Consider the following 26,215-nt stretch of genomic DNA (forward strand, 5'->3'; position numbering starts at 1 on the left):
CCACCTCATAGGCGACCCTCTTTACTAAAACTGAAATGATACATCCATCGTAATACGGTATTTTAAGCTGTCAGCGTCATTGCCATAGGCGTCACCGGGCTTAAAAGTCGACGCACGCAGGCGCGCATAAGCGTCGCGCTCAAACCGCCAATTTACTAGTGGTAGAATTTGGCGAAAGTAATAAGAGGTGACGATGTCTACACCATGCCCTAGGTCTTTACTGCCATTAACGAGGGGTGCACTTACACCACTCGCAACAACACCTTGATCGGCGTTGTCTCGCTGAAAGTACTGGTAGACAACGCTTAAATCGAATTGGCTCGGATCAGCTAGCGTGCCGTATAGCGTTGCTACTTGCAGGTTAGTCAGCTCAGCACGGTAGGCTTCGTTAAAGCGGTGAAAGCTCGCTCGAGTACCGGTAAATCGAGAGCGGTTGCTTTGTAGACCTGTCTGAACAAAGCTATTGGGCTTATCGCTTCCATTCCCGCCAGAGCCCATCGCCATGGCTGCACCTAGGTGAACACGAGGGGCTACCGGTAACTTCCATCTAAGGCCTAGGTCAATCGCAACGTTATCGGCGGTTTCGGACTGATAACCTGCAATGGTTGATGGTTGGCTGCCAGGTGATAGTGTTGCATTATCACCATCAAAATGTAGCCAGGTTAATTCAGCGTAGTAATGTATGTTCTCTTCGCTACGATAGTTGAAGTAGTCACTTTTTGTGTTTAAGCCGAACCAGTAAAAGTCGCCCCTTGCTAGATTATTTAAATCATCTTGCGAGGCTGTTTGACCTACTGCTTCAGGGTCAGCGTCTACGTTCTTATAAAGCACTCGCGAGCCGATATGGTGACCCGGTTGCCACTGCCACGACAGGGTTGTGAACAGGTTAAGCTGATCTTTATCGCTATCGCTCAGTTCATTCTCATCGGTTCGATATTGATAAAACTGTTGAGCAACGCCTGCAAAAGCAAAAAAGGTTGTGGTATCAAATATCCAGCGGATAGATTCAATATTTTTATCCCACCAGATACCGTCATCTTCTCGTATTCTTTGTAAACCTAGTCTTAAGGTTTCACCTGGGTAAGAGGTAATACCTTTATAATCAAACCAGAACTCTCTGGCACCCAAGAACCCGTCTGAGCTTCCTCCGCCTTGGTCTGAATCAATCTCAGTGACGTCTGTGGCAGCAAATGCCTGTAATTCAGTAAAGAAACGCCAGTCTTCATTGAGCTCGGCTTTAATCCAAGGCTTTAGGTTGATTTGAAATTCGTTAGTATCTCCGTTCGGCTTTAGGCCTAAATAACGGTCATCATCCCAACGGTATGAGAACTGAGTGCTTACGCCCCATTCATAAGATGGGTAGTCGATAGGCGAGGCCTCAAAGTCGGTTGTAGCGACTGAAGACACCGTAGGCGTAGAAAGCGCTATTGCGTCTTGGTGATCGCCTGCTCGGAACTGTTTTTCTTGCGCTAATAAGCCTTCAGCTTCTGATTGTTGCTTGAGGCTTAGAGTCTGCTTGATATTTTCATGCAGCAACGAGGCTTTAGTTGAACCTGCTTCGGCAGCAAGTCCTGAAAAAAGGTAGCTATAAGTAGGGTTAGGCGCTACGCCTGCACCACCGTTATACATCTCTGCCAAAGCATAATCAGCGCTTTTTGAGCCTGCTCGCGCGGCTAATAGAAGGTGGCGTTGCCCTTTTTGGATATCACTTTTGCCTAGATAGCCTCTTAGGTATATTTGGCCGAGCCAATAATCGGCTGCTGCGAACTGTCCACTCGCTTTTAGTAGATTTTTCTCGGCTAGCACTGGGTCTAGTGGTACAAGTTTACCGTCATAGTAGAGCTTCCCCGTTAGCATGTTTGCTTCAGGCAAATGCAATTGTTTTGCTTGTGCTAAAAGGTGAAGGACTTCTTCTGAATTGCTGAAGTAGGGGTTGTCCAGTCGTAAGCGAATTCGGGCAAGGAGTGCTCTTGGGTATTCGTCTTGTACGAGTTGGTAGGTGTCGTCTGCTAGTGTAGGTCTAATCTCTGACTGCTTAGTTTTAACGAGCACATTTGCCATACGATAAAGAATCGAGGGCTCTAAAAGCTTCAGCTGATATTGCTGTTTAGCTTTATTGAAAAGAATGCTGATTGATTCACTATCATTGGATACTTGATATATTTCAGCTAATTCAGGATAACAGCCGACTACTTGACTGAGTACCTCTTCACAAAGCAAGGCCATTTCAGATAAATTCGCCTGTTCATAGCCTTGCCGCTTATACAGTAGTAATAATGCTAGGTTAGCGTCAGGCAAACCTCTCAGTTTAGCTTCGTTAATAATTCCTAAAGTATCTTCATCTGGCCACAGTTGTGGATGCGCCATATGCAGCTTAACCATTAGAGGGAGTACTTCATCATTGCCCTGCTGGTATAGCTTACGGAATATTTCGTCAGACTCTTTGAGCTCTGCAACCGTGGCGTTCTGCTTTCTTGCTAGCAGTTTTGCGAGCCGGACTTCTGCATACCCTCTGGTCTTAGCATTAGTGCCATCTACTGCCGTTTTTCGATAGCTCGCTTCTGCTAAACGCTCAGCGTTTGCGTGATCTTGTTGCAGGTAGGTATCACCCAGATAAATAGCTGCATCAAAATAGCCGCTATCCGCTAGTGCTTTGTAGTTCTCGATGGCTAGCGCATAATCGCCGTTTATCTTTGATTGTTTGGCTAAGCGCATGTCGGGTAACGTGCTGCAACCTTCCATTGTCAGTACGCCTGCTAAGGCTAACGAAAGAGCCTTAACAGGAGACGCATTCATCCGTTGATTCAAGACTAAAGCTCCGTTGCTGAGTGTGCAGCAGTTGCTGTAGAGATCGTGTTACTGGTGATCATGTCGTTGATGGTTACCGCAACAGGTCGGCCGTTAAGTCCTGCGGGTATGTTATCTTCAAGCTTGATGGTCGCGATTAGGCTTTGACCAACTTCAGCCATTGCAACGTCTTGTATTGTGCCTTTTGCGGTACCTGTAGAGCCTGGTATTTCGACATCTACCACTCTACCAGGTATTACATATTGACTATCTTTTAGATTAAATCGGGCTTCTACAAATGGCTCAGCGTCTACAGGTACCAACTGGAACGCTGTTTTTCCTTTGGCTAAAAACTGACCATCGACAATAAACTGCTTTTGCAGAACACAGTCGCATGGGCTTGATATAGTCCCGGTCAGTGATTGATTAAATAGTGCTCCAATTTTTTCAGCCGATAAATTATCTTCGTTTAAATGTCCTTTTAACGCATCCAGCATGGCGGTTTCGTAACTGGCAATAGGGACCCCAAACTTAACTTGGCCATCGTCTGGAATTAAGCTATGCAGCTTTCCGTCTCGTGGCATTTCGACATTAAAAGACTCTATTTGAATAACGGCTGCTTCTGCATGGGTTAAGAAGTAATTGCTATAGAGTTTGTTTGCGATGAAACCAAGAGCACCGAGCCCCACTAGGAAAACCAACAGGCTCATTGAAAGTGCTTTAGCGCGGGCAAAGCCACTCATGGCAGGTAGCGCAGCTTTATTATTACGATCTTTAGTAAAGTTTTGACGAGCGAGGGTATTAATAACATCTCCTGCGGTGACCAGTTCGCCACTAAGGAAGGATGTGATCATCAGGCGAAGTGCGGATACTTCTTGTTGGCCCATGCCTTGAAACTCACAACCCAAACGGCCTTGTTCATCGCTAGCCTTTACTAAGAAGGATATCTTTATTTGAAATTCAATAGCATTGATGCTGAACTTGAGGCTTCCTTTGTGAAGACTGCCTAAAGAGAAGGTCGGCTCAGACGTTTCTAAGCTGAAGCCGCCCGCGGAAATATCCTGCACAGCTAATCGAATGATCTTTCCATTATCCAATTTGACGGCTAACTTGGCTGGCAGCTTTATTCGAGCATGCTGGCGTTGTGCCTCGGCTTCATGAACAAGGTTAGTGTTGGCTGCTATACCCATGGTAAATCCCTATAATGATAATTAGTGTTGTCTTTTTTTGAGAGCCTCAAACCGAGATTCCCTTAAATAACTGCCAGCATGATTGCGCAAAACAAGCTTGCTGCTGAAAATGTCATGGCTCTAGATGACCAGCGGTTAAACCATTGCTGGAATGATGCTAGATCCCTTGTTAGCTTGGTCGGTTGGCGAGTCCATGACTGCCGATCTAAGCGAAAATATACGTAGATTTTGACTAATGAACCGAATAGCTGGTTGTAATACAGTATGATTGGATAGGCCGGCCCCACCTGGTGGCCCGAGGCCAATAGCATTACGGTCATGATGAGCCGCGTAATACCAATCCAAAGAATGTATGCCAACAGAAATACAATCGAGTATTTGATACTGGCGATAACGGCACTGACGGGGGCTAATAAGCTACTCCACATCGAAATACGCTGATCAAACAGCACGTAATAGGTAAACCACCCTAAGCGCTTAGGCCCAAGCAGTTTGGTTGCTCGGCTGTTTTGACGTAATGAGTTACCATACCAGCGAAACATCAACTGACGGCTTGCACGGACGAATTTTGGATCAGGCGGATGCTCAACAGTATTAATGGCTGCGTCAGGCACGTAAAATGTGTCGTAGCCGAGACGCATGAGACTGAACCAACTCGATTTATCATCACCGGTTAAAAACTTGAACTGGCCCAAACGCCAATGGTTAAGTGAGTCATTTTCTACATCGGCGATAAAAACAGGGTCCGTTACCACTTGGGCGCGGAATACTGACATTCTTCCCGTTAGGGTTAAAACGCGCTTTGATAGCGCCATTGAACTCATATTGATGTGGCGCTGTGCAAAGCGTAGCTTATGCCATTCGCTCATTAAGTAGCTGCCACGGACTTCACAGAATTCGTTGGTGGTTAGCCCCCCAAGGTTGGGAAACAAATGGAAATAGGGGACGGTTTTTCTAACAACGCCTGGCTCAAGAACCGTATCGCCATCGATGACGGCAACAACCGCGTGCTTGTCGGGCATGTCGCGTGAAATAGCGCGAAACCCTTGCGCGAGACCATCTCGTTTACCGGTACCCGGTATCCTGACAAAGTTCATACGAACTCGCTCAGGTGGGCTCATATCTTGCCAAAGCGCTTTAAAGATCAGCTCATCTGACTTTTCTACAATAGACGCGACAATCGTTGTCGGCAGTTCGCACTCAATCGCTTCTCTTATAATTGACTGATAAACCATCGCTGTGGTTTTTGCATCAATACGGAAGCTTGTGACCATGAGATAAACGTGTGACGGGTTTGCTGCCTCCCCCATCTTTCGTACCTTACGGCGATAGTGCGGAAATACGATATGTAGAAATATCATTCCTCTGATAAAGTGAATAACGCCCATTGAATAACGCCATATACCTATGGCACCAATCACAAATAAAAATTCTTTGGAACTGGGTATGAACGTTTCTTCTGGCAGTAACAGAGCGATACCTGATAGCACTACCAAATAAAATATCCAGCCGGATGCATTGTCCAGTAGATGTTTAAAAGTACTCATAATAGATTACTAGCTGATTAAGTTTTGCCGACTACAAAATAACGTTATTAGTCATCGGCAAAACCTTAATTAATACACAGGTGTTGAGTGTGCATCCAAGCCTATTTTTTAACAGGCCTCGATAGCGTTAGGCTAAAGGGAATAAAACTCAACGATTTAGTCGGTATGCTGGACTACCAGCATATGCCTTCTAATTCTCCATTGGAGGCGTGCTCCATGAAACCCACTAGATCTATCACTTTCTTGCCTTGTGGCAGGTTGGTGAGAATAGTTTCAAATAACTCATCTTTGTTACCAAGAATGATAACGTCAGCAGAGTCAATTACATCATGCAAGTCTGCTTTAAGTAATGACGAAACATGAGGGATTTTGGCATTGATGTAGTCGGCATTAGCGCCGTGAACCCGTGCATATTCTACGTTTCGGTCATAAATGCTAAGATCAAAACCTTTACCGATTAACTGCTCCGCTAGTTCAACTAGCGGGCTTTCTCGCAGGTCATCTGTACCCGCTTTAAAGCTAAGACCTAGCATAGCGATTTTACGACCGCCTGATGCTGTGACCATTCTGACCGCATTTTGAACTTGGCTGGCGTTGCTGTTCATGATTGAGCTAAGTAGCGGATGAGCCACATCAAGCTGTGATGCTCTATAGGTTAACGCGCGAACATCCTTAGGTAAGCAAGATCCACCAAAGGCAAATCCTGGCTTCATGTAGTATTTAGAGATGTTGAGTTCTTTATCTTGGCACACGACATCCATGACATCACGACCATCAACACCGACAGCTTTAGCGATGTTACCTATTTCGTTGGCAAAGCTGACTTTAGCCGCGTGCCAAACATTACAGGTATATTTAATCATTTCTGCTAGTTCAATGGTTCTACGGATAATCGGCGCATCAAGTTCTTTGTAAAGTTCTTCAAGCATATCACCTGACTGCTTATCAAACTCACCAATTACGGTCATTGGAGGGAAGTCATAGTCTTGGATGGCGGTACTTTCACGAAGAAATTCAGGGTTCATGGCTAAACCAAAATCTTTACCTGCTTTCTTGCCAGAATACTCTTCAAGTATAGGCTGAATAACGTTTTTAACGGTGCCCGGTAAAACGGTACTTCTGACGACAACCAAGTGGTATTCGTCTTTATCTTTGATGGCACGCCCTAAATCACGGCATACGGCCTCGATATAGTCTAAGTCTAGGTCTCCATTGCGCTTGCTAGGAGTGCCCACGCAAATCATAGACATTTCAGTGTTAGATACGGCTTGGTAGAAGTCTGTGGTGCCGCGAATTAACCCTTTAGTAAGGCCTGTGCTTATGAGTTCCTCTAAGCCTGGCTCTACGATAGGGGACTTTCCCTGATTGATTAAATCAATTTTAACTTGAGCAATATCGACACCCAGAACAGAGTGTCCTCGAGCGGCTAAACAAGCTGTACAAACCGCACCTACATATCCTAGACCTAATACACTAACACGCATTTTTATCTCCTTTAATACGCTATTACCATCATTGTTATGCTAGTTAGGCAAAAGACTATTTGGAGTCATCTGTCCTAACGCATGGAACGCCAAGCAGAAATAATCTTTCTGTCTGGTTAATCCAAATCCTTTTTTCAATGCGGGTTTTATTTTTATTGGATCGCTATATAGGCAATTTGATTGAACGAATTGCTTTAATTCTTTTGATTGTCTAATTCTGAGCATCGTGGAGGCGAAATAAATGACAGCTACACTCCATGTGCATCTTAAACCCTTCGAAAGCTGTCGCTTTTCGAATGAGTTAAATCCTTTAATGATATTATTTTTATTAGTTGACTAAATACGCTTTTAGCAGAGGCAAACTATATGCATCTTTTTTGAATTCTCGAACATGTAATTAATAATACCGTTTACATCACATATTGTTTTGAATGTCAGCATCCTGCCTTTTAATGACTACAGTTTAATGACAGGTGACACCATAGGTCAAAATATTTTTAATATTAATTTTGTTTGCCTTATAGTTTGATCGTTATATGGATTTAAAACGGTTAATGGAGATAGGTAAATATGATTCTGACGCCAGAGTAACTTCCTGGCATTCACTCTACGTAAGGCTTGAACTATCATTTTTGTGAAAACACTTTATTTAACGTGGGCTTATAATGTACCTATCATTACTAATTGATTGAATTATCTATATTAATTATGTAATCATTGTCGCGCTTTCAATCTGCTGGAGTGTTGATTGACTGTTATTTTTTACGTTAATTCTATTTTGCCATGGAGGCTTCATTGAGAATTCTGTTTTTAATATTTCTTGGTGCCACGTTATTCTGCTCAATTTTCTCAGTGCAAGCGGCAAAAGTTTTCATAGATAATGTTGCGGGGGATGCAAGTCAGGAGCACCGAGTTCCCGCTAGTATTTCGGCTGACGGCCAATATATCGTCTATGCGTCAAACTCGGCTAATTCAATCGATGCCGGCACGCAAAAGGTATCAGATGTTTTTTTAAAGAATATCCGCAGTGGAAATGTAACGTTACTTTCATCTGGCCTTGCGGGTGCTAAAAGTAATGGAGCAAGCGTTAATCCCGCTATTTCAGCTGACGGCCATTATGTTGCTTTTGCTTCAGTTGCGGGTAATTTGGTATTAGGCGATCAGAATAACGCTGTTGATATTTTCCTGTATCAGAGAGCCTCAGGTGAACTCGAAAGATTAGTAGAATTTGCTGATTTCGCTAAAGCCAATTTTGATCATAAACTGCAGTGGCCAGGTAACATTGATCTTTCGGGAGATGGGCGAATTGTTGTTTTTGATACTGCCCAAGGTCAAAGTGCAGACCTTGGGCTAGGCTCGAACTCAGATATGCGGTCACAAATTTTTATCATTGATAGAGATCGCCAGCATATTGAGGTCTTACATATAGAGGGGCATTCTCAAAGCGATTTTAGGCACCCTGCAATCTCTGAAGATGGCCGGTACGTGGCATTTGAATTAACGGCGTTCAACAGTGGGATAGGTGAAAGTAGTACACTGACTCGCGTGCTTTTATTTGACCGAGAGCTAAATAAAGCTATACCGGTAAGCCTTAATACAAAAGGAATTGAAGGTAATGGATCATCGTTTCGACCTAAGATTTCAAAAGCGGGTCGTTATGTATCGTTCTATTCTGATTCAAGTAATTTAGCGGCATCAGATATGTTAAACCCCAGTAACCCTGATGTTGTAAAGGGTATTTATATACGAGATCTAACGTCAGCTACAACCCAGCTGTTGACCTCTGCAAATCGAGATTGGCCTAATGCCGAGGTTAGTCCAGTGTTTGATATGAGCCCCGATGGGCGTTTTATTGCGTTTTCATCAAAGGCCAGTAATTTAACTGATGATGGCCAACTAATGTGTGAAAAAAGAGGGCTGAGTAGCGGTTGTTTTTGGCAAGGGACCAGTCAAATTTTTCGTTATGATCGATTGCTTGATCATATGCAGCTGATATCAACCGATGAGGCGGGATTTCCTCTTGATAAAAGCTCCATAGCCCCATCAATTTCCGCGGATGGGCGTCGTTTAACATTTACCTCTGTTTTTGAGCCTAATAGTATTTCGAGGCGCCTTTATCTGGCGGAACCGACTTATTTATCAGCTTTAACGTTGCTTTCACCTAGCTATAATGTATTTGAACCATACCCTACTTATTCGTGGGATGCGTCATCTAGTGCAGTTGCCTACCGAGTGTTAAGTGATGATGGCGCTATCACCCGCTGGCTTTCAGCTGAAGATTTAGGCTGCGCTACAAGCAGTCGATGTGCTGTTACACCACTAACGGAACTAGATTATGGACTAACCCCCCTTTATGTTCAGGCTGTGACTGCTCGAGGAGAGTTATCGCCATTAGCTGCCCCTCTATATGTTTATAGACGGCCTGAAACCCCAGTAGCTCAGGCGTTGAGTATTCCTGAAGGGAGTTTAGCGACCTTAAAGTGGAATAAGGTAGCAGATGCGGTTAGCTATCGCATACTGGTGCTCGATAAGATGACCAGAGAGGTGATTGTTAATGAAGTGGTGGGCGATGTGGCGGCTCACACGTTACCGTTTAAACTCGCCTCTAGTACGGAGTATTCCTATGCCGTTAGGGTGCAATCGCCAACGGGGGTGTACAGTGATTGGGCGAGCATTAGCTATCGCCCCGAAGTAGGTATTCCTATGCCGTCTTTACCGTTAGGTAGCACTGATAAGCTGACCCCTACATTTACCTGGAGCCAAGTTGACACGGCAGCTCAGTACAGGATTATTATTCAGGACATAGATACAGGTGAGATGACTAACAACGTGTTAGGCGGGGAGAGTCGTTATCGACATAACGCTTTATTTGAGCTCGGTCATCGTTATCGCTGGAAGGTTAGGGCTCAAATGCCTGAAGGGGGTTACAGTCAATGGCAGTATTTTGAAGTAGGTGATAACACAATATTTAGGGGGGAGCACAACGTTACTTTAAGGTGGGCGGCACCCGATAAAAGGCTAGATGGTTCAGCGTTGAATGACTTTGAAATTAGTCACTATGTTATCGAGTATCAGCGAGGGCAAACAGGAGAAGGGCATCGTATTGAGGTTGGCCCTCAGCGACGGGCGCTAGCTTTAAATAGTCTTACTGAGGGCTATTATCAGTTTGTCATTAAAGCAGTAGATCAGCAGGGATTGGCTAGCGATTCTTCAAATAGGGTTTCTGTTAATGTCCCCCTGAGCGCTGGCCAATAGCGAATATATCTTAATGTTAAGCCGGGTTATTCACAAAATCCGCTAACATCTCTGCTGATTCTTTAGGTACTTCCATCATAGGCACGTGGCCAATGCCTTGCATGATAATTTTTGTAGACCCTTTGATGAGTTGTTCAAACGCATCGGCATTTTTAACATTGATAACGCGGTCTTCAGTACCCCAAATAATCAATGTCGGCGTGTTGATTTTGGCAATTTCTGTTTTGAATAATGCTCTGTCACCACTGCTGATGTCGGTGAAAATTTTGGCGTTTATTTTCTGTTTCTGACTTGCTTTTGCAGCTGCGGCTTCGGTGATTGGCCAAGGGATGAAAGGTGGTTTTTCCATCGCAAATTTGAGTAAGCGTTCAAAGCTTTCGGTGTCTGACACGATGAGTGGGTTTACGCCTTCTCTCAAGTGTTTTTCAAGATCACTCTCTACATCATGGATTCCTGCAGGGTCGTACAATGCAACGGTTCTGATCTCGTTGGGGTAGTTTGCGGCATAGAGTGCTGCGATCGCCCCGCCCATAGAGTTACCTGCAATATTAAATTGGCCAAGGCCGAGTGTCTGAACTATTTGATGAACGAACTCAACTTGATGTTCTAAACCATAGTTGAATGTTAGGTCTTGGCTGCTTTCGCCATGGCCAGGAAGATCAATAATCACTACATGGAAGCGGTCGGTGAGCTGAGCAGAAAAGCGTATCCAGTTTTCTTTTGCCGCGCCAAAGCCATGAATCAGTAACAACGTTTGGTCACCCACACGGCGAGGCCCTTCAAGGTAGGCAATATCGAGACTGTCTACTTGAATGTGCTTGGCGGTCAGCTGAGCTTGCTTGCGTTCAAACGATATAGCAGCGTCATAAATGTCATACTTATAATGTGAGCCTGCCCAGTACAATGAGCTGCATAACACCGCAATTAGCAGGATAGCAAAGAGTAGTTTTGACTTGAGCATAAAATTGAAAGTCCTTTGTTCATGTTAGGTTGTAAATTAGTTATGGCACCTGCGTGGCGATATCGGTGTTAGAAACGTTATTGCCGCTATCAGCGCCTTCCCAGTGATAGTGTTCGGTGATTACACGCCGGGTACGTGCACGGTACTTGATGGTCGTGCCGGGCCAGAGTGTAAAATTCTTACCGTCATCTTGGGTGTACCAGCTACTGCAGCCCGAAGACCAAACGGTATCGTTTAATCCGGCTGCTATTTCTTGGTTGAACGACTCTAATGCATCTTGATGAAGATTCATATAGCGCGCATTTTTCTTCTTAAGTAGCGTTAAGCTTTCAATAATATAATGCACTTGGCACTCGATCATAAAAATAACCGAATTATGGCCTAGCGCGGTGTTAGGGCCGACCAACTGAAAGAGGTTTGGAAACCCTGACACGTTGATGCCAAGGTAAGACTCCGCGCCTTTTTCCCACTGCTGTAACAGTGTTCGGCCATTAAGGCCGGTGATGGTGAAGTCTTTCATATAGATACGAGGGTCTGTGATAAAACCTGTGCCTAGGATGATCGCATCAATGGGCCTCTCTTTGCCATCTTGAGTGACGATGCTGTTTTCTTTTACTTCTTTAACGGCATCGGTCACCAGCTCAACGTTGTCTCGATTAAAGGCAGGGTAGTATTTGTTCGATATCAGCACTCGCTTACAGCCAATGGTGTAATCAGGCGTCATTTTCTCAACCAAGCTGCTGTCGTTTAAGCTGCTTTTAATGTGCCACTTGGCAAAGTTAGACAAAAATTTTGCAAAGGTCGGGTTATAAATAGGCAGTACTCGTATCTCATTACTGAAATAGAGACGAGCGCGATGTAGTTTGCGGAAAAGAGGAATGCGCCTAAATAGTTTTTTTCGGAAATTAGAATAGCGACTCTCAAATCGCGGTAATATCCAAGCAGGCGTCCGCTGAAACACATAAAGCTGCTTAACGTCCGGCGCGATCTCAGGCACATACTGAATGGCACTACCGCCCGTACCGATAGATACCACATTTTTACCTTTAAGGTCGTAGCTATGATCCCACTGGGCGGAGTGAAAAACCTTGCCTTTGAAGGTGTCTAACCCTCTAATCGACGGAATAGAGGGCACATGAAGAGGCCCCGACCCCATGATAAAAGACTTTGCTTTGTAGAGCGTTCCATTGCTGGTGCGAATACTCCACCTTGCGTTAGTCTCATCAAATGTGGCGTCTTTGACTTCACTATTAAAGCGGATAGAGGGGCGTAGATTGTATTTTTCGGTGCAGCGAAGAATGTATTCTTGTATTTCTTTCCCTCCGGGATAAGACTTAGTCCAGTCAGGATTTGGTTCAAACGAGTAAGAGTAAAGGTGCGATTGCACATCGCAGGCGCAACCGGGGTAGGTATTTTCGCGCCAGGTTCCCCCTACATCGTTAGATTTCTCTAGCATAATGAAGGAGCTGATACCGGCTTCTTTGAGCTTAATAGCCATACATAGACCCGAAAACCCCGACCCTAGAATGACGATATCGTATTCTTCGCCTTGAACGTCTAAGGCTTGGTTATGAGCGCCTTCGGCCATTGTGAATTCTCCTTTTTTATTTTGCGGTTAGATGTCACATTTTAAGCAGTATAGTCGCCTTGTTACGTTGAAAGATATGCTAAGGTTGAAGCCTAACTTGATAATTTCGGCCATTATGAAAAATAACATGACGACACGCTCAATACTGGGGCTGGCATATACGGTCAATAGCCTGAAGTCTCTTGGCTATTTGCCTCAGCCGGTACTTGAACGCCACGGCATAAAGCTCGAAACACTGGACCCTTTTGCTGAAATCGAGCGTTCGCTAGAGTTACAAATACTCAGTGAGTTATTTGCGCCGGTGGCGTCGCCTCATATTGGTCTCGAAATGGGCATCCGCATTGGCTTAGCGGGCTATGGCCCTTTCACCATGCTGCTTATGTCGTGCCAAAATGCTTATGAGGCCTGTAGAGCTGGCGTCCGATACCAGAGTGTTGGTTATTCCTACGGTGAAATTCGATTAGACACCGGTACCGAAGTCACCGCACTGTGTTTACAGCCTGCGGCACTTCCTAACGCCCTTAATCGTATTATTATTGATCGAGATGTATCAGGTACTTACCGTTTAATTAAAGATATATTATTGAACATTGAGCAGGAGGTCAGCCTAGCCGAAGTCTGGTTTTCTTACCCCAAACCTGATGACGTAAACCCTTATGAAGCGATGTTTCAATGTGAGGTTAAGTTCGATCAACCCTACTGTCGTATAGCGATTAAAAATACCGAATTGAGTACGCCATTTCCTAATGCAAACCAGACGGCGTATGACTATTACCGTGCTCAATGTGATCAGGTGATTGCTAAACGAACAGAATCCATCGAGCATCTTTCTGGCAAAGTCCGAAAGCATCTTGAATTATTTGCCTATGAACTACCGTCAATCGTCGACGTGGCAGAAGCCTTTGGACTGGCAGAGCGGACTCTAAGACGGCAGTTAAAAAATGAAGAAACGTCTTACCAGAAAATATTAGACTCTGTACGATTTGATAAAGCCAAACAGTTATTGCAGACGACGAACCTGCCGATTGATGAAGTGGCCAGCCGCCTAGGGTATCAAGAAGCGGCCAGTTTTAATCATGCCTTTCAGCGTTGGTCAGGAACGACCCCTTCAAAATTCAGAAAGAATACTTGAGCCGACGTTGATCTTTTTAGTGCAGAATTAATTAAAATGTTAAAGCGATAGTCCCACGTTAAAATGGAATTACCAAATAGTGGTTATTAATTGTTTTGAAAAGATTTTTTTACTAGTTTTAGCTTGAAAATTGAACAATGTCGAACTATTCTAATTTGCTTGGAAAGTATAAATACGGGATGTGGTTACCGTAGCGTTGTTGCTTTTCACTCTCTCCCATTCAAGCGAAGGCAAGGTAATTTAATCGTTAGTGTTTAACTACTTAAGTCAGACTTCGATGGATATGTTGATAACCCTAGGAGGGGTGTACATGAAAACGATAACAAAGCTAATCAGTGTGGTAATTTTTACCCTTGTGGCGTGGCAGGCGCAAGCGGCCGATAAAACCAATATATTATTTATTGTTTCTGATGATACCGGCTACGGTGATCTTGGCCCTTATGGTGGTGGCGAAGGGCGCGGTATGCCAACACCGAGTATTGATCAGTTAGCCAATGAAGGCATGACGTTTTTCTCGTTCTATGCTCAACCAAGTTGTACACCCGGTCGTGCCGCTATGCAAACGGGTCGAATTCCAAATCGTAGTGGTATGACCACCGTAGCCTTCCAAGGCCAAGGCGGCGGGTTACCTAAAGAAGAGTGGACGCTAGGTTCGGTACTTAAAAAAGCCGGTTATAAAACCTACTTCACGGGTAAATGGCATCTTGGTGAGGCCGATTATGCACTGCCTAACGCACAAGGTTATGATGAAATGCGTTATGTCGGCTTGTACCACTGAAATGCGTATACCTATGCTGACCCTACTTGGTTTCCAGATATGGACCCTGAGTTGAGAGCGATGTTCAAAAAAGTGACCCAAGGCGCACTGTCAGGTAAAGCGGGCGAAAAAGCCAAAGAAGACTTTGCTGTGAATGGTCAGTATATCGATACGCCTGATAAGAAAACCAAAGAATACCCTAACGGTGTGGTGGGAATTCCTTACTACGATAGCTATGTTACTCAAGCTGCGATAGATTTTCTTGATGATGCAGCGAAGAAGCCTAATGAACCGTTCTTTATCAACGTTAACTTCATGAAAGTGCATCAGCCTAACATGCCTCACCCCGACTATAAGCATAAGTCACTGTCTAAATCACGTTATGCAGACTCTGTTGTTGAGTTGGATGCTAACATCGGCAAAATTATGGATAAGTTACGTGCTTTAGATATGGATAAAAATACCCTTGTTGTTTACACCACCGATAACGGTGCATGGCAAGATGTTTACCCCGATGCAGGCTACACGCCGTTTCGTGGCACTAAGGGCACCGTGCGTGAAGGCGGTAACCGTGTACCTGCCATTGCCTGGATGCCAAAAAAGATTGCTGCTAACAGCAAAAATCACGATATCGTGGGTGGTTTAGATTTAATGGCGACATTTGCTTCTGTTGCAGGTATTGACTTACCTAAAAAAGACAGAGCAGGCGAGCCGATCATATTTGATAGCTATGATATGTCACCTCTCTTATTTGGCACTGGAAAGTCAGAGCGTAAGTCTTGGTTCTACTTTACCGAAAATGAGCTAACGCCGGGTGCGACACGTGTAGGTAATTATAAAGCCGTGTTTAACCTACGTGGTGATAACGGCCAGTCTACTGGTGGTTTAGCCGTTGATTCTAATCTAGGCTGGAAAGGCCCAGAGAAGTACGCAGCTACCGTACCTCAAGTGTTCGACCTGTGGGCCGACCCACAAGAGCGTTACGATATTTTCATGAATAATTATACTGAGCGTACCTGGACGTTGGTTACCATTAACGAGGCGATTAAGGCCAAAATGAAAACCTATATTGAGTACCCACCAAGAAAGCTACAAAGCGAAACCTATACGGGCCCTATTACCATAACGCAATACCAGCGTTTACAACATGTGCGCGAACAGTTAGCTAAAGAAGGCTTCTCCCTTCCGATGCCGACGGGTAACTAATCAAGGTGCCCCTAGTTGCTACAAGGCGCTAGGGGCAATGACTCTCATTTTAGCATAGCGATCCTTGTCTTAGATTCTATGCCATGTCTCTTTTTGCTGGGAACACCACCATGAGAACACGCCTAACAAGACACGTTTTAGTCTTATTATTATCTATTACCATAGCACTACCCATTTCTGCAAAAGCCGCAAGTGACCCACTACCTAGCTGGAAAGAAGGGCCTACTAAAGCGACTATTATTGACTTTGTTAAACGCGTTACCGATCCAAAATCTGATGACTTTGTTCCGCCAAGTGAGCGTATTGCTACCACCGATAACGATGGCACTCTCTGGAGTGAGCAGCCTTTATACTTTCAAGGCCTATGGGCGTTAGATCGTATTAAAGCGTTAGCTAAAGACCACCCTGAGTGGACGCAGCAAGAGCCTTATAAAAGTGCTATTGCTGGCGATATGAAAGGCATGATGGCACAAGGGAAGGGCCCACTGTTAAAGATGCTGATGGCAGCGCACAGCGATATTACCGCTGAAGAATTTGCAAGCTCAGTGTCTGACTGGCTAGCCAAATCACACCACCCAAAAACCAATATGCTGTATACCGATATGGTCTACCAACCTATGTTAGAGCTGCTAGACTATTTACGCGCTAATGGGTTTAAAGTATTTATTGTCTCTGGTGGTGGTATCGACTTTTTGCGCGTTTTTTCTGAGGAGCGTTACGGCGTACCGCCTGAACAAGTAGTGGGTACCACAGCTGATGCCAAGTATGAGCTACGTGACGGTATTCCTACCATTGTTAAAGAAGGCAACATCACACTGATTGATGACAAGGGTGGAAAGCCTGTTGGTATCTACCGCCATATTGGCCGTCGCCCTATTTTTGCTGCCGGTAACTCTGATGGTGATATGGCCATGTTGCAGTACACGACGATGGCACGAAATGCAGATGACAAAACACCGACACTGGGTTTAATTGTTCATCACACTGATGCTGAGCGTGAGTTTGCTTATGACAGAAAATCTTCGATGGGCAAACTTGATAAAGCCTTAGATGCGGCCGCTGAACAAAAATGGTTAGTGGTTGATATGAAAGGCGATTGGTTGAAGGTGTTTCCGAAGAAGTAAGGTTGATCAGGCAGGCGTGTAGTTTTGAAGCAGCGAAGAGGCTGTGAAAGTATTCATTAACAGTGCTTCGCGGCTAAGAGCAGCTCCTACAAATGCTTAATAAACATGCGAAAGCTCGTGTAGGAGCGCCACTTTGGCGCGAAAAAGGGTTCAATTTATCACGACTTTCGCGTTAATAAGTTTGTAGGTAGATACTTCCTCAACCTCGAAGCGGAATCAGGGTTTTCTGTTAATTCTCAACAAACGCCCGTTCAATCACATAGTGACCAAGTTCCCCATGCCTAGCTTCTTTAAACCCTTTGGCATCTAAAATAGCGCAAGTATCTTTAAGCATACTAGGGCTCCCGCAAACCATAAACCGGTCGTCTTCTAAGTTAATTGGTGGTAAACCAATATCGTTAGCTAGCTTTCCGCTATCGAGTAATTCAGTGATACGACCCTGATTCACATAAGGCTCTCGGGTGACGGTAGGGTAGTAAATGAGTTTATCTTTAACCATATCGCCAAAATACTCATGGCTTGGTAACTCTGATTGAATCAAATCTTGATACGCTAACTCCGATACTTCACGCGTACCATGAGTCAAAATAACATTATCAAACATCTCGTAGGTTTCTGGGTCTTTGATAATACTCATAAAGGGTGCTAGGCCTGTACCGGTGCTTACCAAGTAGAGGTTTCGGCCAGGAAGAAGATTATCAATTAACAAGGTACCTGTTGGCTTTCGGCTCATTAAAATTTCGTCACCGACCTGGATTTTTTGTAGCTTAGAGGTCAATGGGCCGTCTTGTACTTTTATGCTAAAGAACTCTAATTCTTCTTCATAGTTGGCGCTAGCAATACTGTACGCACGCATCAACGGGCGGCCTTCTTGTTCAAGACCGATCATAATAAAGTGACCGTTTTTAAAACGAAACCCTGGATCTCGGCTTGTTTTAAAGCTAAATAGGGTGTCATTCCAGTGATGAACGCTTGTTACTTTTTCTTTTACGAATCCAGCCATTGTCATTTCCTAAATAGAGCGTCCGCTACAGTATTAGCGTTGGACGTATGCTGATGTTTTTAATTGCAACCAATATACACTCGCGCTAACCTATCTGTGAAACAGGTTTTATAAATTAAATTAATCGGTTTTTCCGATTTGTAACTGTTCACCCTTTATAAGCGACTTGATTATGAGATATACGCTTCGACAGCTTGAGGTTTTTTTAGCGACTGCCCACTTTGAAAATATTACTCAGGCGGCTGAAAGTATTTCACTGTCTCAATCAGCGGCAAGTGAGGCCCTTAAAGGGCTCGAGAAACAATTTGATATCCAGCTCTTTGATCGTGTGGGTAAGCGCTTACAGTTAAATGAGTTAGGTCGACTATTGAGGCCAAAAGCAGAAGCGTTAATTGAGCGGGCAGAAGACTTAGAGAATGCGTTTAGGCAGCATAAGGATATTGGTGCGCTAAAAGTCGGGGCGACGTTGTCCATTGGTAACTATTTGGCGGTGAATATTATGGCAGAGTTTATGAGACTACACCCTAAAGGAGAGGTCTCGCTGCAGGTTGCTAACACCACTACTATCGCCAATAAAATTTCTAATTTCGAGCTAGATGTAGGGTTGGTGGAAGGCGAGCTTCACCGGCCTGAATTAGAGGTGATTCCATGGCGGGATGATGAGTTGTGTGTATTTTGTGCGCCTTCTCATCCGTTGGCTAAACACGTGAATTTGACGGACAAGGATCTGCTGAATGCAGTTTGGATCATGAGGGAATCTGGGTCTGGAACGCGGCAGGCATTCGACTGGGCCATGCATGGGCTTTTGCCTGAGCTGAATATTTTATTAGAGCTACAACACACCGAAGCCATTAAGCGGGCTGTGGAGACTGGGTTGGGAATCGGGTGTTTATCAAATATCACCTTAGAAGATGCGTTTGAACGAGGTAGTTTGGTTAGGTTGGATGTTCCTCACCGAAACTTCCATCGTCGCTTTTACTTTATCCTTCATAAAGATAAGTATCGTAGTGCAGGTATTGAGAGTTGGTTGGAGCTGTGCCGGAGCAGTTAATGACAACCTGGCTTGATGCCGTGACATTGTGGCTTTACTATCGTTCCCTATGAACTAAGCTGCTATTTAAGCCCAAAACCCAGTACTTTGAGGTTTCAATCAATGCAACGCAGTGTAGATGGTGTTGCAACTGTACTCTTCTTCTGATTCATCAAACTGTCCTGTAATGACTAGATAAAGCAGCAAAATTTTGTTTTACTGCAGCCGTTTTTAGGCCGTTCGGTTTATAGCGATTTATAAACATACTTGATGAAGAGTGATAAATGCAGAGCGCGAACTGTGCATTTATCATTTATAGAGAGAAGGCTTAATATGAATAAGCGATCTGAATTGCATCATGTGGTGATTGTCGGGGGAGGAGCCGGAGGCTTAGAACTGGCGACTTCGCTAGGCAACAGTGTTGGGCGCAAAGAACAAGCGCGTGTAACGTTAATTGATGCGAGTTTGACTCATGTATGGAAGCCTTTATTGCATGAAGTCGCTGCAGGGTCATTGGACTCTAGTTCAAATGAAGTGAATTATCGTGTTCACGCCAAAAGGCATCATTTCGAATTCCAACTCGGGCGAATGCAAGGGCTAAACCGAGAAGAAAAGCAGGTTGTTGTAGAGCCATTATTTGATGAGTCAGGCGTTGTGGTCGTTGAATCTCGGACTATAACGTACGATACGCTCGTGATTGCTGTAGGCAGTACAGCTAATGACTTTGGTACCCCAGGTGCAGCAGAAAATTGTATCTTTTTAGATAGCCTTGAGCAGGCGCGTAAGTTTCATCGCCACCTTCTTAATAGTTATCTTAAAGCAGAATATGATGCTGAAAAGAAGCAAAAGCATTCGCTTGATATTGCCATTATAGGAGCAGGCGCTACAGGCGTTGAACTGGCGGCAGAGCTTCATCTAGCTTCACAAGAGTTACCGGTATATGGCTTGAGCCACCTTAAAGAAAAAGATGTACATATTAGCGTCATCGAAGCCGCGGATCGTATTCTTCCCGCGCTGCCAGAGCACTTATCCAGTGCGGCCACTCGCGAACTCAAGCAGCTTAATATCAATGTATTGGCAGGGCAGCGAGTGGTGAATATCTCACCCTCTGATATCGAGTTTGCGAATGGTGAGCGATTAGCTGCAACGATAAAGGTTTGGGCTGCGGGTATCAAAGCGCCTGAATTTTTAACGCGTTTAGATGGGCTAGAAACCAATCGTATAAATCAGTTGGTGGTCAGGCAAGACCTTCAAACGACTTATGACCGGAATATATTTGCCTTTGGCGATTGTGCTAGTTGCCCACAACCGGGTAAAGAGCACCCCGTACCGCCGAGGGCGCAAGCTGCGCACCAACAGGCTGCTACGTTAGTTAAGTCGATTAAGCTAAGGTTAATTAATAAGCAAGCTATTCCCTATGTTTACCAAGACCGAGGGTCGCTTATCTCATTTAGCCGCTATTCGGCGGTAGGCAATTTGATGGGTAACCTAACCGGCAAAAACTTGATGGTTGAAGGGCGTATTGCCCGCTTGTTTTATATTTCGCTTTACCGAATGCATCAAATTGCACTGCACGGGTTCTTCCGTACTTCGTTGATTTGGTTGGGTGATAAAATCAATAAGGCCTTACATCCTCGATTAAAACTACATTGAGGTAACTCGCAGTATTCATGCCCCTCCCTTGTAGGAGGGGCACTTTGCCCCGATTTCTTTAAAATTTCTCATATACATTATTTTCAGCGACAAAATATGTCGTTTCAATGCATACACTCTTTATCGTAGACAAAAAAGAACCACCCCAACGATCATTAGGAGAGTGTTATGTTTAGAGTGAATGCATTTACTGAGAAAGGCACTAAATTTCGTTTTCGTATAAAAAGCGATAGCATTTTGGATGTTAGAAAGGCGCTAGGAGAGATCTTTAAAGGGCGTGAAATGAGACTCGTATTGGTTGAGCCTCTTTAGACAGTAGATAATAGCTAGAAGTAAGACGAGGAGCGAAGTGTGATAGATGTTAAATAGGCGGCGTGTTAGCAGTACCACCGCCTACTTTTTGCTAATTTAAATTAGGCTTCTATACCGACAATCAACCAAGGTGCATTGTCTTGTGTTGTGTCGCGCTCAAGATGCCAAACATCGGTAATATCTTCTTCAATATTCTCAACCGTATCACGGTAACGACCACTAAATTTAATGCTTAGTTCAGCAATACCAAATGCTTGGTCTGCCCGTACTAATTCTGCATCCACAAACATTACTTCAGTATGCTGTTCGCCCGATAACGCTGCACGCTCTTCTTTAAGCTGGGTGAAAAGTTCTGCATTAACATACTCTTCAATCATTGCTATATTATTTTCGTTCCACGCCTGTTGAATGGTGCGATAGTGATCACGAGCACCAGATAGAAAGTTAGTCATATCGAAATCGGCAGGTAGATTGAAAGGTACAGACTCTTCATTCGCAAAGCCTGTTGGTTTTTCATCGTTGAACGAGGCGTCGTTATTGTTTGAGTTGTGACTATCGCTAGAACCGAACATATCAGCGCCTGGACTTTGGCGTGTTTGGTTGCCTGCATAGGCTGGTTGTGCCTGCGCCATTTTGGCTTGGGCCATGCCTTTAAAGAGTCGAATGGCAATGAACGCCACTAATGCGATGAGGATAATATCCATCAACTGAATACCTTCAAACGCGCCGCCGCCTATCATTGCGGCAATAAGCCCGCCTGCGAGTAACCCGCCTAGCATACCTTTCATCATGCCGCCTTTAGCGGGAGATGTCGGTGCAGCCTGTTGCTTTGAGCCTGATGACGCAGGTGCCGATTTTTTTGAAGGAGAGGTGAAAAATGATTTTCCGAACGATTTTCCGCCGCCGAACTTTTTAGCCTCTACGTGCGAAGTGGTTAGCGTGAATGCAAATAGAATGGTCATAATGACCCAGAATTTTTTCATTAGTTATTTATACCTGCTAGATTTGGTGAACGAGCGCAAGACGAAAAGTTCGTCAGTCTAAATGGGTTGCCGAACATCCTACCGACAAGGGCTGCGATGTCAATAAGTAGATTATGACGAAGGGCGCTAACAGGCCGTTAATATGTTTAGACCGTTAAGTGTTGGTAAACCACCTATGCCTCCAACTATGGAGGCATAGGTGGTTTGGTTGATTGCCGGTCAGTTTGACTAGGATATTTTAAGTGTTTTATTCACGTCATCCCGAGTCTTACGATAGAGCGATGCATCGTTTTCTAGTTTTTGTAAGTCATGAACGGCAAAGATCTCGTTTAGTTTTGCTTGGCTCTCTTCGTGCTCTACTAGTGACGGCATAAGTTGTTCTAAGCAACGTAGCATGATTTCGGGTGACACAGACGCCCCAGGAGATGCGCCTAGTAAGGTACCGAAGGTGTTATCATCTGAAATGACGATTTCTGTACCCATCTGTAAATCACCATCTTTGATAATTTGTACACGCTGACCCGCTTGGATTACCTGCCAGTCGAACTGTTTACTAAGGCCTGGCGCAAATCGCTCGAGTTCGTCAAACATACCATCTTTGTTGGTAACTGTTTGAGTTATCAGGTATTTCACTAGTGGGAAATGTTTCATTGCGACGTTTAGTAGTCCAGGAATATCATGCCAACGCATAGACCGTATATATTCTAAAACGCCCCGATCTTTTTCGAGTTTTGGCATAAATGTCGCAAAAGGACCAAACAATAAGAAATGTTTGCCTTTGGCTGCACGCAGGTCGAGGTGCGGTACAGACATAGGTGGAGCGCCTACTTTTGCTTTTCCGTAGGTTTTAGCGTTGTAGTGTTTTGCGGTTAGTTCGTCGATGGGCGCTAAGAGAAAACGGCCGCCTACGGGGAAGCCTGTAAAACGTTTACTTGCCGGAATATGGCTTTGTTTCAGTAATGGAAAGGCACCTCCACCTGCACCAACAAACAAAACGTCGGCCCTAAGCTTTATATCTTCCTCGCCTTTTTTAGCTTCGACTAACCAGCGCCCAGTCGGGCGTTTATGTATACGTTTTACCTGCGTATCATAATGAATGTTAACGCCCTTTTGTGTAGCCAGATAAGCGGCCATTTTTTCTGTTATGACCTGAAAATTTACATCAGTGCCGGTATCAATTTTGGTAGCCGCCATTCGTTCGGTTGTGGGCCTGTTTTCCATGACATAAGGCATCCACGACTTAATTTCGTCGAAGTCTTCAGTATATTGCATGTCCTCAAAAAAATGGTGAGTAGACATTTCCTTAAAGCGTAGGTTGAGAAAGTCGATACCTTCTTCGCTGACTATGGTGCAGTGTTTGGTGGGGTGAATAAAGCAGGCAGGGTCGTCGATGATGCCTTTTTTAACTAAATAGGCCCAAAACTGCTTAGCTACATTAAATTGGGCGTGTATTTTGAGCGCCTTGTGTAGCGCAATGTCTTCTCCGTCCACTGGCGTGTAATTTAGTTCGCAGTTGGCTTCATGGCCCGTCCCCGCATTGTTAAATACACTCGAATTGCTTTGGCCAGGGCCAGAAAGCCGTTCAATCAAGGTTATTTCAAGCGATGGTGAAAGCTCGCGCGCTAAGGTGGCGAGTGTCACCCCCATAATGCCCGCGCCAACAATAACAAGATTCATTTTTTACCTCCTAGTGACATACCGAAAGACCGAGGTCGACCCCTGTAGAGCTAAAACCAACAAAATTTCAGTTGATCTAATCAGACTGAAAGCCGGGAAGCTCATCTGCTGCAAAGGCGTCTACCTGAATAGCATCATTGACGGCCTCTTCTGCCTCCCTAAACAGTGTCGCCTCCTGTTCTGAAAGAACGTCTAGTTCAAGGGCTCGTTTAGCGAACACTTCCAGGTCATCTGAATGCTCTAGTTGACCTGATTTAACCGCCTGTTTTATCTTTTGATCTATCTCTTTATTTGCTAATTTCTTCAAAAACGCATTTTCGACACGGCCTATAGGGTCATCGGGTCGGGTATTGCGATAAACGCCTTCTACCAAACGATCACGGGCCTTAGAAGGGTTCATTAAAAGTTGTGCGATTTTATGTTCTAGCGCGTCATTGGGCTTTTTATAACGACGTCCTAGAGGGAAAACAATGCCTCTAAGCAATACTGCCACGGGCTTTGAGGGGTAGTTGTTGAGTACCGCGATCAGTGCATCTTGTAACTGGTAGATACTATGCTGCATTGCCCAGTCCAACAGAGGCTGATCTTCTTCGGGGCAGCCATCGTCAGCAAAACGTTTTAATGCGGCGGAGCCATAATAGAGTTGACTGAGACAATCACCCAAGCGGGCGGAGATCTTTTCTCGTCGTTTGAGCTCTCCACCTAGAAGCATCAGCGTGAAATCGCTGACGACAGCAAAAGCGGCTGACAGTCTGCTAAGGTGGCGATAATAATGCTGACCGTAACTAATGCCCGCAGGGGTAGACGCCAAACGGCTGTGAGTGAGCCCGAGTACAAGACTACGGACAACCATCTGCGTACTGTGGCCGATATGGCAAAATAAGGCCTTGTCGAAATCAACTAATCCCTGATTGGTATCTGGGTTATGTAACGCGTCCATCTCTTTTAGTAAAAATGGATGACAGCGAATAGAGCCCTGACCAAAAATCATCATACTGCGGGTTAAGATGTTAGCCCCTTCGACCGTAATGCTGATCGGGACGGCTTGGTATACGCGGGCGATATAATTTCGGGGCCCCTTAATCACACCGCGACCGGCATGAACGTCCATGGCGTGGCTGACGACTTGTCGCATGTTTTCGGTATTGTGATATTTGAGAATTGCGGACGGAACGGACGGCTTTTCACCTTGGTCAACTAGCGAGGTGGTCAGCGTTCGAGCACTGTCCATCAGATAACTCAGTCCGCCAATCTGCGCTAGTGCTTCTTCAACTCCTTCGAAGTAACCGATGGGCGTATTAAATTGTTCTCGAATGCGGCTATAAGCGCCGGTCGTTAAGCAAGACAGCTTGCCAGCCCCCGTACTCAGCGCAGGCAATGAAATAGAGCGACCCACCGACAGGCAGTTCATCAACATAGACCAGCCTTTGCCAATGTTCTCTTCTCCACCGATAAGATAGTCCATGGGGATAAAAACATCTTCTCCCCAGGTGGGGCCATTCATAAAGACCATATTGAGAGGCAGGTGACGATCGCCAATGTGAACACCGGGCGTTGATGTAGGGACTAATGCGCAGGTCACGCCTAATGACGCTTGCTCACCCAGTAAGTGGTCGGGATCATAGGTTTTGAATGCCAGCCCCAATACCGTGGCCACTGGGGCGAGTGTAATATAGCGTTTGTTCCAAGACAGCCTAAGGCCGATCACCTCTTTACCCTCCCATTCGCCCTTACAGATGATGCCTTTATCCGGCATAGCGCCTGCATCGGAGCCCGCTTTAGGGCCTGTAAGTGCAAAGCAAGGAATCTCCTCTCCTTTTGCCAGTTTAGGAAGGTAGTCGTCTCGTTGAGACTGTGTGCCATACATTAACAGCAGTTCTGCAGGGCCTAATGAGTTAGGCACCATGACCGTTACCGCTGCAGTGATACTGCGGGTTGCGATTTTCATAACGGCGGTTGAGTGCGCCAAGGCTGACATTTCAAGTCCGCCGTATTGTTTAGGAATGATGATACCGAAAAATCCATGGTCCTTAAGAAACTGCCAGGTTTCAGGGCTCAGATCATAGCGTTGGTAGGTTATTTCCCAGTCGTCGAGCATTTCACAGAGCGTTTCTACCGGTCCGTCAATGAAGGCCTGTTCTTCTTGGGTCAAGACTGGTTTTTTGAGTTCATGGAGTTTTCGCCAATCAGGGTTGCCTGAAAAGAGTTCGCCGTCCCAGCTGACTGTGCCGGCCTCAAGGGCTTCTCTTTCTGTGTCGGATATCTCCGGCAATACGTCTCTCGCCCACTTTGCTATCGGGGTACTAATATACTGACGACGTAATGCGGTGAAGTTAAGAAACAGCACAAGGCCAATAAAGAGAGGCCAGAGTAATAGCAGGCAGATTAACGATGGGCTGGTGAAGAAACTGTAGTACACCAGACTTAACCCAAAAAACGCACTCCAACCAACCGGACCGATGCCATAGAAGGCAGCACCGATGACAATAAGCAAGAACATTACTAAGACTAACATTATGGCCTCCT

At 45.0% G+C, this 26,215-nt stretch carries 18 protein-coding genes; 8 read left to right on the top strand and 10 right to left on the bottom strand.

What is annotated here, in order from left to right; all coding sequences use genetic code 11:
* Window positions 1–24: 24 nt before the first annotated feature.
* The 4 genes from NKI27_RS00775 to NKI27_RS00790 all read right to left on the bottom strand — a co-directional run bounded on the left by NKI27_RS00775 (window position 25) and on the right by NKI27_RS00790 (window position 7,008).
* On the bottom strand, window positions 25–2,808 hold the full coding sequence (locus NKI27_RS00775; protein WP_265047795.1) for an alginate export family protein: 2,784 nt from the start codon (window positions 2,806–2,808) through the stop codon (window positions 25–27).
* Between the two features lie 2 nt (window positions 2,809–2,810).
* On the bottom strand, window positions 2,811–3,977 hold the full coding sequence (locus NKI27_RS00780; RefSeq protein ID WP_265047796.1) for an alginate biosynthesis protein Alg44: 1,167 nt from the start codon (window positions 3,975–3,977) through the stop codon (window positions 2,811–2,813).
* Between the two features lie 62 nt (window positions 3,978–4,039).
* Window positions 4,040–5,527, bottom strand: a complete 1,488-nt coding sequence (locus NKI27_RS00785; RefSeq protein ID WP_265049452.1) for a glycosyltransferase family 2 protein — start codon at window positions 5,525–5,527, stop codon at window positions 4,040–4,042.
* 170 nt (window positions 5,528–5,697) lie between these two features.
* On the bottom strand, window positions 5,698–7,008 hold the full coding sequence (locus NKI27_RS00790; protein WP_265047797.1) for a nucleotide sugar dehydrogenase: 1,311 nt from the start codon (window positions 7,006–7,008) through the stop codon (window positions 5,698–5,700).
* Window positions 7,009–7,803: 795 nt separating this feature from the next.
* Between NKI27_RS00790 and NKI27_RS00795 the strand changes: the two genes are divergently transcribed.
* Window positions 7,804–10,263 carry a hypothetical protein gene (locus NKI27_RS00795; protein ID WP_265047798.1) on the top strand — a complete coding sequence of 820 codons (2,460 nt, stop codon included), beginning with the start codon at window positions 7,804–7,806 and terminating at the stop codon, window positions 10,261–10,263.
* A 16-nt stretch (window positions 10,264–10,279) separates the two neighbouring features.
* Here the strand turns inward: NKI27_RS00795 and NKI27_RS00800 are convergent, their stop codons facing one another.
* On the bottom strand, window positions 10,280–11,224 hold the full coding sequence (locus NKI27_RS00800) for an alpha/beta fold hydrolase (RefSeq protein ID WP_265047799.1): 945 nt from the start codon (window positions 11,222–11,224) through the stop codon (window positions 10,280–10,282).
* A gap of 40 nt (window positions 11,225–11,264) precedes the next feature.
* Complete coding sequence (locus NKI27_RS00805; RefSeq protein ID WP_265047800.1) at window positions 11,265–12,812, bottom strand: flavin-containing monooxygenase; 1,548 nt, start codon at window positions 12,810–12,812, stop codon at window positions 11,265–11,267.
* Between the two features lie 127 nt (window positions 12,813–12,939).
* Between NKI27_RS00805 and NKI27_RS00810 the strand changes: the two genes are divergently transcribed.
* From NKI27_RS00810 to NKI27_RS00825, 4 genes are all read left to right on the top strand, one after another.
* Window positions 12,940–13,944: an AraC family transcriptional regulator gene (locus tag NKI27_RS00810; protein ID WP_265047801.1), complete on the top strand. Its 1,005-nt coding sequence runs from the start codon at window positions 12,940–12,942 to the stop codon at window positions 13,942–13,944.
* A gap of 310 nt (window positions 13,945–14,254) precedes the next feature.
* Entirely contained in the window at window positions 14,255–14,722 is a 468-nt protein-coding gene (locus NKI27_RS00815; RefSeq protein ID WP_265047802.1) for a sulfatase-like hydrolase/transferase, read from the top strand.
* A 39-nt stretch (window positions 14,723–14,761) separates the two neighbouring features.
* Window positions 14,762–15,907, top strand: coding sequence for a sulfatase-like hydrolase/transferase (locus tag NKI27_RS00820; protein WP_265047803.1), 1,146 nt, complete (start codon window positions 14,762–14,764; stop codon window positions 15,905–15,907).
* Window positions 15,908–16,017: 110 nt separating this feature from the next.
* Entirely contained in the window at window positions 16,018–17,031 is a 1,014-nt protein-coding gene (locus NKI27_RS00825) for an HAD family hydrolase (RefSeq protein WP_265047804.1), read from the top strand.
* A gap of 229 nt (window positions 17,032–17,260) precedes the next feature.
* On the opposite strand, the gene NKI27_RS00830 is transcribed toward NKI27_RS00825, so the two are convergent.
* Window positions 17,261–18,034: a ferredoxin--NADP reductase gene (locus NKI27_RS00830; protein ID WP_265047805.1), complete on the bottom strand. Its 774-nt coding sequence runs from the start codon at window positions 18,032–18,034 to the stop codon at window positions 17,261–17,263.
* 172 nt (window positions 18,035–18,206) lie between these two features.
* Here NKI27_RS00830 and NKI27_RS00835 point away from each other — a divergent pair, with 172 nt between their 5' ends.
* The 3 genes from NKI27_RS00835 to NKI27_RS00845 all read left to right on the top strand — a co-directional run bounded on the left by NKI27_RS00835 (window position 18,207) and on the right by NKI27_RS00845 (window position 21,029).
* A complete protein-coding gene (locus NKI27_RS00835; RefSeq protein ID WP_265047806.1) occupies window positions 18,207–19,085 on the top strand; it encodes a LysR family transcriptional regulator in 879 nt (292 codons plus the stop codon).
* A 312-nt stretch (window positions 19,086–19,397) separates the two neighbouring features.
* Window positions 19,398–20,717: an NAD(P)/FAD-dependent oxidoreductase gene (locus tag NKI27_RS00840; RefSeq protein ID WP_265047807.1), complete on the top strand. Its 1,320-nt coding sequence runs from the start codon at window positions 19,398–19,400 to the stop codon at window positions 20,715–20,717.
* A 168-nt stretch (window positions 20,718–20,885) separates the two neighbouring features.
* Entirely contained in the window at window positions 20,886–21,029 is a 144-nt protein-coding gene (locus NKI27_RS00845; protein WP_265047808.1) for a hypothetical protein, read from the top strand.
* A 101-nt stretch (window positions 21,030–21,130) separates the two neighbouring features.
* On the opposite strand, the gene NKI27_RS00850 is transcribed toward NKI27_RS00845, so the two are convergent.
* The 3 genes from NKI27_RS00850 to NKI27_RS00860 form a co-directional block, all read right to left on the bottom strand.
* Entirely contained in the window at window positions 21,131–22,012 is an 882-nt protein-coding gene (locus NKI27_RS00850) for a Tim44 domain-containing protein (protein WP_265047809.1), read from the bottom strand.
* Window positions 22,013–22,240: 228 nt separating this feature from the next.
* Complete coding sequence (locus NKI27_RS00855) at window positions 22,241–23,689, bottom strand: malate:quinone oxidoreductase (protein WP_265047810.1); 1,449 nt, start codon at window positions 23,687–23,689, stop codon at window positions 22,241–22,243.
* 76 nt (window positions 23,690–23,765) lie between these two features.
* Window positions 23,766–26,204, bottom strand: a complete 2,439-nt coding sequence (locus NKI27_RS00860; protein WP_265047811.1) for an acyl-CoA dehydrogenase — start codon at window positions 26,202–26,204, stop codon at window positions 23,766–23,768.
* Between the last annotated feature and the right edge of the window lie 11 nt (window positions 26,205–26,215).

It is taken from the genome of Alkalimarinus alittae, assembly GCF_026016465.1.
GTDB classification, from domain to species: Bacteria; Pseudomonadota; Gammaproteobacteria; order Pseudomonadales; family Oleiphilaceae; genus Alkalimarinus; species Alkalimarinus alittae.

What these genes read in the sequence shown, in the direction of transcription:
- NKI27_RS00780 (WP_265047796.1), bottom strand. Translation starts at nt 3,977, where the DNA reads ATGGGTATAGCAGCCAACACTAACCTTGTTCATGAAGCCGAGGCACAA.
- NKI27_RS00820 (WP_265047803.1), top strand. Translation starts at nt 14,762, where the DNA reads ATGGACCCTGAGTTGAGAGCGATGTTCAAAAAAGTGACCCAAGGCGCA.
- NKI27_RS00830 (WP_265047805.1), bottom strand. Translation starts at nt 18,034, where the DNA reads ATGGCTGGATTCGTAAAAGAAAAAGTAACAAGCGTTCATCACTGGAAT.
- NKI27_RS00860 (WP_265047811.1), bottom strand. Translation starts at nt 26,204, where the DNA reads ATGTTAGTCTTAGTAATGTTCTTGCTTATTGTCATCGGTGCTGCCTTC.
- NKI27_RS00805 (WP_265047800.1), bottom strand. Translation starts at nt 12,812, where the DNA reads ATGGCCGAAGGCGCTCATAACCAAGCCTTAGACGTTCAAGGCGAAGAA.
- NKI27_RS00790 (WP_265047797.1), bottom strand. Translation starts at nt 7,008, where the DNA reads ATGCGTGTTAGTGTATTAGGTCTAGGATATGTAGGTGCGGTTTGTACA.
- NKI27_RS00845 (WP_265047808.1), top strand. Translation starts at nt 20,886, where the DNA reads ATGTTTAGAGTGAATGCATTTACTGAGAAAGGCACTAAATTTCGTTTT.
- NKI27_RS00810 (WP_265047801.1), top strand. Translation starts at nt 12,940, where the DNA reads ATGACGACACGCTCAATACTGGGGCTGGCATATACGGTCAATAGCCTG.
- NKI27_RS00850 (WP_265047809.1), bottom strand. Translation starts at nt 22,012, where the DNA reads ATGAAAAAATTCTGGGTCATTATGACCATTCTATTTGCATTCACGCTA.
- NKI27_RS00800 (WP_265047799.1), bottom strand. Translation starts at nt 11,224, where the DNA reads ATGCTCAAGTCAAAACTACTCTTTGCTATCCTGCTAATTGCGGTGTTA.
- NKI27_RS00815 (WP_265047802.1), top strand. Translation starts at nt 14,255, where the DNA reads ATGAAAACGATAACAAAGCTAATCAGTGTGGTAATTTTTACCCTTGTG.
- NKI27_RS00840 (WP_265047807.1), top strand. Translation starts at nt 19,398, where the DNA reads ATGAATAAGCGATCTGAATTGCATCATGTGGTGATTGTCGGGGGAGGA.
- NKI27_RS00855 (WP_265047810.1), bottom strand. Translation starts at nt 23,689, where the DNA reads ATGAATCTTGTTATTGTTGGCGCGGGCATTATGGGGGTGACACTCGCC.
- NKI27_RS00835 (WP_265047806.1), top strand. Translation starts at nt 18,207, where the DNA reads ATGAGATATACGCTTCGACAGCTTGAGGTTTTTTTAGCGACTGCCCAC.
- NKI27_RS00825 (WP_265047804.1), top strand. Translation starts at nt 16,018, where the DNA reads ATGAGAACACGCCTAACAAGACACGTTTTAGTCTTATTATTATCTATT.